The sequence below is a fragment of the Marinobacter sp. tcs-11 genome, from assembly GCF_002049515.1.
GTDB lineage: Bacteria > Pseudomonadota > Gammaproteobacteria > Pseudomonadales > Oleiphilaceae > Marinobacter > Marinobacter nauticus.
In genome coordinates, this window is sequence record NZ_LLYU01000019.1 from 56166 (window position 1) to 65651 (window position 9486).

General features: G+C 53.4%; 11 protein-coding genes and 1 pseudogene. 7 read left to right on the forward strand and 5 right to left on the reverse strand.

Going from position 1 to position 9486, the window contains the following annotated elements; all coding sequences use genetic code 11:
• Position 1 precedes the first annotated feature (1 nt).
• From ARC85_RS16240 to ccoG, 6 genes and pseudogenes are all read left to right on the forward strand, one after another.
• Positions 2 to 904, forward strand: a complete 903-nt coding sequence (locus tag ARC85_RS16240; RefSeq protein ID WP_149600577.1) for an MbnB/TglH/ChrH family RiPP precursor modification enzyme — start codon at positions 2 to 4, stop codon at positions 902 to 904.
• On the forward strand, positions 901 to 1650 hold the full coding sequence (locus ARC85_RS16245) for an HvfC/BufC N-terminal domain-containing protein (protein WP_286715473.1): 750 nt from the start codon (positions 901 to 903) through the stop codon (positions 1648 to 1650). Before ARC85_RS16240 ends, ARC85_RS16245 begins: the two co-directional genes overlap by 4 nt.
• 12 nt (positions 1651 to 1662) lie before the next feature.
• Positions 1663 to 2118, forward strand: coding sequence for a DoxX family protein (locus ARC85_RS16250; RefSeq protein WP_121206439.1), 456 nt, complete (start codon positions 1663 to 1665; stop codon positions 2116 to 2118).
• Between the two features lie 107 nt (positions 2119 to 2225).
• Positions 2226 to 2564, forward strand: a complete 339-nt coding sequence (locus ARC85_RS16255; RefSeq protein ID WP_149600579.1) for a thioredoxin family protein — start codon at positions 2226 to 2228, stop codon at positions 2562 to 2564.
• 137 nt (positions 2565 to 2701) lie between these two features.
• Positions 2702 to 4102: an aminotransferase-like domain-containing protein gene (locus tag ARC85_RS16260; RefSeq protein ID WP_149600580.1), complete on the forward strand. Its 1401-nt coding sequence runs from the start codon at positions 2702 to 2704 to the stop codon at positions 4100 to 4102.
• Between the two features lie 114 nt (positions 4103 to 4216).
• A pseudogene (gene ccoG / locus ARC85_RS16265) lies at positions 4217 to 5610 on the forward strand (cytochrome c oxidase accessory protein CcoG).
• A 69-nt stretch (positions 5611 to 5679) separates the two neighbouring features.
• On the opposite strand, the gene dsbG reads toward ccoG, so the two are convergent.
• The 3 genes from dsbG to ARC85_RS16280 form a co-directional block, all read right to left on the reverse strand.
• A complete protein-coding gene (gene dsbG / locus ARC85_RS16270; RefSeq protein ID WP_286715476.1) occupies positions 5680 to 6447 on the reverse strand; it encodes a thiol:disulfide interchange protein DsbG in 768 nt (255 codons plus the stop codon).
• A 146-nt stretch (positions 6448 to 6593) separates the two neighbouring features.
• Positions 6594 to 7064: a nuclear transport factor 2 family protein gene (locus ARC85_RS16275; RefSeq protein WP_286715478.1), complete on the reverse strand. Its 471-nt coding sequence runs from the start codon at positions 7062 to 7064 to the stop codon at positions 6594 to 6596.
• 46 nt (positions 7065 to 7110) lie between these two features.
• Complete coding sequence (locus tag ARC85_RS16280; protein ID WP_149600584.1) at positions 7111 to 7707, reverse strand: RNA polymerase sigma factor; 597 nt, start codon at positions 7705 to 7707, stop codon at positions 7111 to 7113.
• A gap of 189 nt (positions 7708 to 7896) precedes the next feature.
• Between ARC85_RS16280 and ARC85_RS16285 the strand changes: the two genes are divergently transcribed.
• Positions 7897 to 8466, forward strand: coding sequence for a TetR/AcrR family transcriptional regulator (locus tag ARC85_RS16285; RefSeq protein ID WP_149600585.1), 570 nt, complete (start codon positions 7897 to 7899; stop codon positions 8464 to 8466).
• Positions 8467 to 8492: 26 nt separating this feature from the next.
• Here the strand turns inward: ARC85_RS16285 and nrtS are convergent, their stop codons facing one another.
• Positions 8493 to 8738 carry a nitrate/nitrite transporter NrtS gene (gene nrtS, locus ARC85_RS16290; protein WP_149600586.1) on the reverse strand — a complete coding sequence of 82 codons (246 nt, stop codon included), beginning with the start codon at positions 8736 to 8738 and terminating at the stop codon, positions 8493 to 8495.
• Entirely contained in the window at positions 8725 to 9357 is a 633-nt protein-coding gene (locus tag ARC85_RS16295; protein ID WP_286715486.1) for an oxidoreductase dimerization domain-containing protein, read from the reverse strand. The genes nrtS and ARC85_RS16295 overlap by 14 nt, the downstream gene beginning before the upstream one ends.
• Positions 9358 to 9486: the final 129 nt, after the last annotated feature.

Consider the following 9486-nt stretch of genomic DNA (forward strand, 5'->3'; position numbering starts at 1 on the left):
CATGAGTAATCGTCAGGCCACAGCCCACAGCAATCCGGAACTCAAGAAGACCGCCGTTGGGGTAGGGCTGCGATCCGAGCACTACCAGAATGTTCTGGAGCAGACACCCGCGCTCGATTTTCTTGAGGTCCATTCGGAGAATTTCTTCGCGGACGCTGGTATCGCTGTCGATCTTCTTCAAGAGGTCTCGGCCAGCACGCCAATCAGTCTGCATGGCACCTCGGCAGGTTTGGGGTCGGTTGAGGCTGTTCCTGATGATTACCTCAAGAAACTCAAGCGTCTTGTGGATCGGGTGGATCCGATACTCGTGTCGGACCACCTGTGTTTCACCTGGGCAAGGATCGGCGGAAGGCTTTTTCACGGTGGTGATCTGCTACCCATTCCCTTTACCGAAGACAGCTTGCGGCATGCGGTTAATAACATTGATCGCATACAACAGTACCTTGGCCGTCAGATCGCTATTGAGAATGTCTGTGCCTACATCGAGTATGACCAAAGTGATTTCGACGAAGCGAGTTTTCTCGGTGAAATCGTAGCTCGCACGCAGTGTGGCCTGATCCTCGATATCAACAATCTGATGGTGAACGCCCGCAATGGGCAAGTCTCAAACCTGGAGAACTTTGTTGATCGCTACGTCGAATCACTCGACTACTCTGCGATCACCGAGATTCATCTTGCGGGCTCGACGCCCGTGGGCGACGAAGAGTTACTGATCGACGACCATGCCCGCCCGGTATCCGAGGCTGGCTGGCAAATCTACCAGCGCGTACTCAATGCGGTCGGTCCCAGGCCTACGTTGATCGAATGGGATAACAATCTCCCATCCTGGCGCGAACTTCTGGGTGAGGCTAGCAAGGCCAGAAAAGCACAGCGCCAGGTATTGAGAAGGGAGCGCAGCCTATGAATCTGTCTGATTACCAGGCCCATTTCCTGCAATTCCTGTTCGGCGCCACCAGCGAGCCGGTGTTACCCAATTCAGAAGTGTACCGATTCGGGGTTGAGGTAAAGGCAGTTCGAGCCCTCGAACAAAGTTATCCAACTGTGAGGGCACTGGTCGGGCCTGCCGACTTTGAAGGCCTGGCTCTCGACTATTTCCAAATGATCCGCAAACAGAGCGGCGACTGGAGTGATTTCGGCTGGGGCTTTCCGAGCTGGATTATCTCGAACCGGATTTCAGACCGGGTTCCTTATCTCTCCGATGTGGCGCGCCTCGACAATTACATCGGGCGAGTCGAGAGAAGCCAATATGAAGAGGTGAACGTCGACAGCTTCGCCGTAATTGGAGAAGACCTGGCGTCCTGCTCTCTGATTCTCAACAAAGGACTCCAGTTTTTCCGCTCCATGTACCCGGTGGTCAGTATCTGGGAGGCGCACAAAAGCGAAACACCGAAGGACACACTCAGTTTTGCTCAGGCGAAGAGAATGATCGCCAGGGGCCGAGGCCAGAATGCGCTGATCTATCGCGCAGGTTGGAAAGGGATGGCGGAACTCATTCCTGAGAAAGACTTATTGTTGCTGGAGTCAGTCAGAAACCAGCGGAGTATTGCCGAAGTCTTTTGCGAGGATGTTCTGAAAGACACCAGCTTTACCCATTGGCTGCAAGACATGATCGCAAAAGGCGTCATTGTTGGCGCCAAAGCCATTCATTAAGAGGAGATTGACATGAAAACGTTGGCATACAGTTTCTATGGTTTGAACGATTCGGTTCAGCGACTGATTGGTAGCCTGCTACCCATTGCACTGCTTCTCGGGCGGCTTTATGTGGCCTGGGTCTTTTTTAAAGCTGGTCTCACAAAGATTGATGACTGGGGAACAACGCTGTTTCTGTTTGAGGAAGAATACAGTGTTCCACTGTTGAGTCCCGAGTTTGCGGCCTTCCTGGCGACTTTTGGCGAACTCGTTTTTCCGGTGTTGCTGGTGATTGGTTTGTTTTCGCTGGTGTCTTCCCTGGGGCTTTTCGTCATCAACATTGTAGCGGTCATCAGTCTTGAAGCGATTGCGCCAGCGGCGGAGTTATATCACGTGGTCTGGGGCTTGATCCTGATGGCTCTGGCTATGTGTGGTCCGGGTGTGTTCTCCCTGGATAAGCTGATTGGCGACCGGTTGAGAAAAGCCTGATCCATAATCGTTCACCCCTTGGCGTATTCGGCATTTACCCTCGCGTCGATATTGTTCACCGAATACGCCCTTTTTATTCTTCAGAAAGTTCCCGGAGGAACCTCGTTGTGCCGATTGTAAATCTCAATACGTTTGACGAATTGGGCGAACTTGCCAATAAACACGAATGGCTGCTACTGGATTTCTGGGCACCCTGGTGTGCGCCCTGTAAGGTCATGAATCCCGTGCTTGAACAGTTCAGTGAACTGAATCCCGATAACGCCGTCATCAAGGTGGATGTGGATCAGAAGCACGAGATCGCTGCCAAATTTGGCGTCAGGGCCATTCCGACGCTGGTTCTGCTGAGACGAGATCAGTTCATGGGGCAGGAGACCGGGTCCAAATCCCTGAAAGATTTAAACAAGTGGATCGACGGCCTGAAACATAAGGTATCGCAGTTGGCGTGAGTTGTTGGCGGTTTTCAGAGTAAACTCAGTTTGCCGGGTCCAAAGCCCGGCTTTTTTTATTCGGAAATCGGGGAAGGTGCACTTCTAATCGATGTTCCGAATAATTCCCTGAATGCGTTGTGGAGATGGATCAGGCAATGACAGTCGATCTGGCCAAATATCAGGCACTTGAAAATACTCTTCGACAGAGTATCGAGGATGGTCGATGGGGGCCCGGCGAACGACTGCCATCCATAAGAGCACTATGTAACCAGTACGGCTTTTCCAAGATTACGGTACAGCATGCGTTGCAACGGCTCGAGGCTCAGGGAATGGTCGAGGCCCGGGAGAGAAGCGGCTTTTTTGTGTCGCGTGGGCATAGCGAGTTCGAGCCCCCAAGGCAAGCCACCGTGCCTGCCGAGCCTCAGCCTGTCTCAGTGAGCCAGGTTTTTCAGGACATCATGACCCGAAGCGCTGCCTTTGATTTGCTCCCCGATCTCCATAGCGACGAGCCGCCACCGGGCATAATTCAGCTGAACCGGTCAATCGGCCGGGCCCTGCGTCGCCAATCCGCGAGCTTCCAGTATTATGACGAGCCGGCTGGTGATCAGGAGTTGAGAACTCAGCTTGCGCTGCGAGCCGCCAAAAGAGGGTGGACGGCTGTTGCCAATCAGTTCTGCATCACCTCTGGTTGTCAGCAGTCCCTGTTCCTGGCCCTGATGGCGGTTTGCCAGAGCGGTGACGTGGTTGCGGTGGAAGCGCCGGGGTTTTATGGCGTTCTTCAGTTGCTTGAGCAGCTCGATCTCAAGGTACTCGAGATACCGGCCTCGCCGACAAGCGGTATGGATATCCAAGCGCTCGAAAAGAGCCTTCAGGTCTGGGACATCAAGGCTTGCGTCGTTTCACCGTCCTTTGCCACCCCTACCGGGGCTGTCATGCCTTCCGAAGACCGTCGACGGTTGCTCGAGCTTGCTGCTCGACACGATCTGGCCATCATTGAAGATGACATATACGGCGAGTCAGGGTGGTTTAACACCCCCGACTCCCTGAAGGCGATTGATGACCATGACCGCGTCATCCACTGCAGCTCTTTCTCGAAAGTTCTCTCGCGAGACCTGCGTTTGGGCTGGGTTTCAGGTGGCCGGTGGCATCGAAACATACTGCAGCTGAAATTGACCTCCCAGTTGGCCAGTAGCCGCTTCTTGCAGCAAGGCGTGGCAAGCTTTATTGCCGAGGGCGGCTACGCATCGTACCTCCGACGGTATCGGCAAAGCTTGCGCCTGCAGCGAGACTATCTACTGGATCTGCTGGGGGACTGGCCGGTGCCTTTGAAAGCAACCGCGCCTCAGGGTGGTTTGGCTTTGTGGGTGGAATTGCCGCCAGAAGTCGACACTCTGAGCCTTTACGCCAAAACCCTCAAGGAGGGTATTGTCATAACGCCCGGTAGCCTCTTCTCGGTTTCCGGAAAGTTTTCGAACTGCCTGAGAATCAGTTTTGCCCATCCCTGGAACGAAGCACGAACAGATGCGTTGCAGAGACTACCTGCACTCATGTTCTGAAGATCCTCCATCTGTCCCTATCAAATATTAAAAAAGTGGTCCTGCCCCTGTTTAGTGCGATCCATTAACCTCGCGTCACCTTTTATTCCTTAATGATGGCAAGGTGCGCAAAAAATGAGTCGCCTTATCTCTGTAAAGCAAATCGAGTCAACTTCGAAAGTCCCAGAGGCCGAACACAAAATCCAACCCCGAAGTTTCTCCGGCTTCTATCGTCGAGTGCGAATTACCGGAGGTGTTGTTCTCTTTGCGCTGTATTTTGGTGTGGCGTGGCTCGACTGGGGTGGCAGACAGGCGGTCCTCTGGGATCTCTCAGCGAAGAAGTTTCATATCTTTTCCGCCACGTTCTGGCCAGAAGACTTGGTGCTGCTCTCCGGGATTCTCCTCATTTGTGCCTTCGGTTTGTTCTTTCTCACGGTGTTGGCCGGTCGGGTGTGGTGCGGCTACGCGTGCCCTCAGAGTGTCTGGACCTGGGTCTTCCTGTGGGCGGAGCGAGTGGCGGAGGGCGATCGATCAAAAAGGATAAAGCTTGATGCAGCGCCGCTCAGCGTAAAGAAGATCGTTCGTCGCGGTTCCAAACATGGGCTGTGGCTCCTTATCAGTCTCTTAACGGCGATAACGTTTGTAGGGTATTTCACGCCGATACGCGATCTTGTCGGTGATCTTTTTACCCTGGAAGCATCAGGTTGGGCCCTGTTCTGGGTCTTGTTCTTTACTGCGGCCACTTATCTGAATGCTGGTTGGCTGCGCGAGAAAGTCTGTTTCCACATGTGCCCTTACGGCAGATTCCAGTCGTCCATGGTGGATGCGGACTCCGTGGTTATTTCCTATGACGCTGAACGGGGTGAACCTAGAGGTTCTCGGAGAAAGGATGCTGTGCCAGCTTCAGCGGAGCTGGGAGATTGCATTGATTGTCAGCAGTGCGTGCAGGTTTGCCCGACAGGGATTGATATTCGGGACGGCTTGCAAATGGAGTGTATTGGGTGTGCCGCCTGCATTGATGCCTGCGACTCGATCATGGACAAAATGGGCTATGCCCGTGGCCTGGTTCGTTACGTCAGCGAGCGAGAGCTGGGCGGTGGAACAGCGAACCTGTTCAGACCACGGCTGCTGGGGTATTTCGCCTTCCTGGTTCTGATGATTGCGCTGTTTGCATGGGGCGTGGCGTCCAGACTTCTGATAACACTCGATGTTGAAAGGGACCGGGTATGTATCGGTATACCAATGAGGGAGAGGTCGAAAACAGCTATCTGCTGAAGCTCACTAACAAAGACAGCAGCCAGAAGTACCTCATCATAGAGGTTGAAGATCCATTGCGAGCGTCAACCACAGGCCCTTTGGGCGTGGTAGTTGAGGCCGGAGAGAAGGTTGAGGTTCCTTATTCCGTGGCCCTGCCTGCATCTGCCCTCAATGCTGGCGCCAACGACATCGTTTTTCAGATCAGCACCCTGCATGCGGAGAAGGAGTTGGTTACCGAAACCAGTACGTTCCTTGCTCCGTCAGAACACTGATTTGGAGCAGGCGCGTCGCTGTTTTTGGCGCGGGGCGGCTTGCGACCGACAGGCCGCCCAGACTAAAGCCTATGGATTCATGATTTGCTGGAATTCGCTTTCGGGCGGCAGTCCAAGCCGCATTTTCACGTTCCCGTTGCCGTCTTTATAGTAGATCCCCGGAGTGGCGCTGACACCAAGTTCCGACATCAAACGGTTATTAGCTTCCACCCCTGATTTACCGCGCTCTGACGCATCGTGTACAGGCACAATACCGCCACTGCGGAAGGTCTCAAAGTTCCTGATCAAGGCTCCATGGGGCTTTTTCGAAGCGAGAATGGTTGAAGCTTTCGCGACGCTGTCGCGGGCCAACACGCCTACGACGATATGCCGGATCTGAACTTTCCCGGCATTGATCCACGGCGCTGCGGCTGTTCTGAATCTGTGACAGTAAGGACAGTTTGGATCTACGAAGGCGTAAACAAGGATTTCGGCATTGGGGTCGCCGTCCTGGATCCAATGACTCTCTTCGAGCCTGCTCCACGCTTGCTTATTCTGGGCATTGATGAACAACTCTTGAACCTTTGGCGCCGAGAGGTTGGCCCCATTCTTATCAATCAATGTTCCAACGAATGCGTGTTCGCCATCGCGCGTAACATAGATCGTGACTGGGGAACCCTTTGAATCCAGTACATATCCAGTCATTCCGTCGACAGCTTTGAAAGACGACACAACTTTCAGGCTCCTATCTGTCACCTGTTTAATGATTTCCGAGTGACCGCCGGAAGCGTGGGCTGTTGCGGAGAAAAGAAAGGCTGCGCTGATTAAAGCAGACAGCCCCGAGATTGATTTGTCCATGATGCCTACCCCCTATGCAATTTCGGAACGACGAGTTGAGGGCACTAATCTAGTACTGACAACGGTCGGGTAGGCGGCGAAATGTGTTTAAAAGTTTGCAGAATGTTCGAGTGTACTGAGTTCCAGAGTTATATGCGCCGCAGCAATCAGAGACCCAGGTCACTGAGGCCGGGGTGATCATCAGGCCGGCGACCAAGGGGCCAGCGAAAAAGCCGATCTGACTCTTTGATGGGGCTGTCGTTGATACAGGCGAAGCGTCGCTCCATCAGGCCGTCGGCATCGAATTCCCAGTTTTCATTGCCGTAGGAACGGAACCAGTTTCCGCTGTCGTCATGCCATTCGTAGGCATAGCGCACGGCAATGCGGTTGTCAGTGTAGGCCCAGAGCTCCTTGATCAGTCGGTAATCCAGCTCACGATTCCATTTACGGGTTAGGAACTCTTCGACCTGTTTGCGGCCATTGGCGAACTCAGCCCGGTTGCGCCAGCGTGTGTCCTCTGTGTAGGCGAGGGCGACCTTCGCCGGGTCACGGCTGTTCCAGCCATCTTCTGCAAGGCGGACTTTTTCAATGGCTCTCTCCCGTGTGAAGGGAGGTAGTGGTGGACGTTGGGTATTCATAGGGTTTCTCCAGCTTTAGCAAAACAAAGTTAAAAGGCCGCCTGGATTAGAGCAGGGCGGCCAGCTCATTTCGTGCACGGTGCAGAATGACCCGCAGGTTTCCGTGGGAAATTTCGAGCACATCCGATACCTGCGAACCGGTGAGTGGGCTCATGCCCTTGAGCAGAATCGCGTTGGCGTGATCCCGGTTCATATTTTTCATTTCAATGCGAATACGTTCCTGAACCTTTGCAGTCTGGGTAGCCAACTCCGGTTCGCTGAGATGCCCGGTCGCGCCATTAAATTGGTTGTCCGGTGCGTTATCGGACAACAGGGCAAGGCTGGGCGTCGCGGGGAATTCTTTACGTTTTTCCCGGTAGGTACTGAAAGCCTTATTGGTGACAATCCGGCACAGCCACGTTTTGAGAGAAGAACGGCCCTCGAAAGAAGCAATGGCTCCAATGGCCGCCATCCAGGCCTCCTGAGCGATATCCTCGGCAAGCGCTGCAGAGGTGTATTTGGCCGCAACTCTCAGCATTACTGGATGATATCTCCGGTAAGCTTCCGCAAAGGCTTGTGGGTGCCCGGCCTGCAAGCCATCAATCAGATCAGCTTCAGGCCCAAACACGGGCGCCTTCCGCGTGGTTTTGATTTGTAGGTCCATCGTGCTCTTCTCCGTGCCGTGTTCGCTGGTGGTTCGTAAATGGAACCGACAACAACACCAGTCAAAAAACACCCTGTTCGTTATGCTCGTGGCATTTCCTGAAGTAGACAAGTCGGTCTATTTTTAATTCTAGACAGATCTGTCTAATTTGGTCAAGATATATTCAATGAAAAAAATGGAGGCCTGCAGATGGGGCGAAGACAGGATTTGATCGATACGGCATTGCGACTGTTCTACGAGCACGGGATCCATGCTATCGGTATCAACCAGGTGCTGCAGGAGTCGGGTGTAGCAAAGCAAACGCTCTACAATCATTTCGAGAGCAAGGACAGCCTGGTAGAGGCGGCTGTTGAACACCGCGACAAGCTGTTTTTCCAATGGCTGGAGTCGCGAATGAACAGTCGGCCGGCGGGAAGAGAGGCTCTCATGGAGATGTTTGATGCAGTTCACGACTGGTTCAATAACCGCGTACCAACGCTGCATCGTTTCTATGGGTGCTTTTTTATCAATACCTGCGGAGAGTACAGCGATCCCGAGCATCCGGTACATAAGCGATGTGCAGCTCACAAAACCAGGGTTTTCGAGCTACTGAAGCGACATGCTCTGGAGATCTGCACTTCAGAAACTGAAGCAGAAGAGCTTGCCAATGCACTGTTTTTATTGAAAGAGGGCGCTATTGTTAAGGCCCACGTTGAAGGTGACCTGGATGCGGCGCTGAAGGCAAAAGCGATTGCCTCAAGGATGATTTCGCCGCACTGAGAGTCAGCGCGGCGAAATCAGGGTGGTTAACGATACCTGGAAACGGGCACATTCAGCCCGGAGGATTTCTGGCAATCCCGCTCGCTGGACAGCTTGCCAAGCATGAAAACGCAGAACGGAACGCAGTAGGTCAAGGCTGCCGGCAGCCATTGAATTTTTTGATATCCGAACAGCGCATCATGTTGATTGATCAGCAATAGAATCGAACCTACTACCAGGGCAACCTTTGCCGCCTGTGTGTGGTAACGCCTGAACAGTTCAAGCAACTGCATGGGATGCCTCCTCGCGTTCAATAGTTTTGAGCTGTTCTGCAGCATCACGGAAAGCGGTGCGAACACCTTCTTCAATAACCGGGTGATAGAAAGGCATCCCGAGTATCTCGTTTACCGTAAGAGACTGCTGCACGGCCCAGGCCAGCAGATGGCCAATATGCTCCGCAGCCGGTCCGAACATTTCTGCTCCCAGCAGAATGCCGCTATGCTTGTCTGCGTAGATTTTCAGCATGCCCTGGTTTTTGGCCATTACGCGGCTTCTTCCCTGATTGTGAAAACTGACCTTCCCGGTGATGAAGGTGTAAGGGAGCAGTTCGTGCGCTCGTTTGCCCACACTGGCAATTTGGGGGTCGGAAAAGACAACGCCCAGCCCAGCACGTCGATGGCCGGGTTCCACAGTGGGAAAGGTTCCCGCGTTGCTACCCGCGATACGCCCCTCATCTGAGGCCTCATGTAAAAGGGGCAGCTCATTTTTTGCGTCACCTGCAATAAAGATGTGCGGTGCACTGGTTTGCATGGTGTATCGGTCGGAATCAGGAACGCTGCGGGCGCCCAGGGCGATTCCGGTATTTTCGAGGCCGAGCTTGTCAGTGTTCGGAATGCGACCGGTTGCCGCCAGAACATACTAAGAAGTACAAAAGTAAGCGGACATCATTTATAATGTAGGCATTGTTCAACCGACCTTATCGGAGTTGCCTACTCATGCGCCATACTGACGGTCGTAAACTGGATCATAAAACTCTGGAAG

What these genes read in the sequence shown, in the direction of transcription:
- ARC85_RS16240 (WP_149600577.1), top strand. Translation starts at nt 2, where the DNA reads ATGAGTAATCGTCAGGCCACAGCCCACAGCAATCCGGAACTCAAGAAG.
- ARC85_RS16245 (WP_286715473.1), top strand. Translation starts at nt 901, where the DNA reads ATGAATCTGTCTGATTACCAGGCCCATTTCCTGCAATTCCTGTTCGGC.
- ARC85_RS16250 (WP_121206439.1), top strand. Translation starts at nt 1,663, where the DNA reads ATGAAAACGTTGGCATACAGTTTCTATGGTTTGAACGATTCGGTTCAG.
- ARC85_RS16260 (WP_149600580.1), top strand. Translation starts at nt 2,702, where the DNA reads ATGACAGTCGATCTGGCCAAATATCAGGCACTTGAAAATACTCTTCGA.
- dsbG (WP_286715476.1), bottom strand. Translation starts at nt 6,447, where the DNA reads ATGGACAAATCAATCTCGGGGCTGTCTGCTTTAATCAGCGCAGCCTTT.
- ARC85_RS16275 (WP_286715478.1), bottom strand. Translation starts at nt 7,064, where the DNA reads ATGAATACCCAACGTCCACCACTACCTCCCTTCACACGGGAGAGAGCC.
- ARC85_RS16280 (WP_149600584.1), bottom strand. Translation starts at nt 7,707, where the DNA reads ATGGACCTACAAATCAAAACCACGCGGAAGGCGCCCGTGTTTGGGCCT.
- ARC85_RS16285 (WP_149600585.1), top strand. Translation starts at nt 7,897, where the DNA reads ATGGGGCGAAGACAGGATTTGATCGATACGGCATTGCGACTGTTCTAC.
- nrtS (WP_149600586.1), bottom strand. Translation starts at nt 8,738, where the DNA reads ATGCAGTTGCTTGAACTGTTCAGGCGTTACCACACACAGGCGGCAAAG.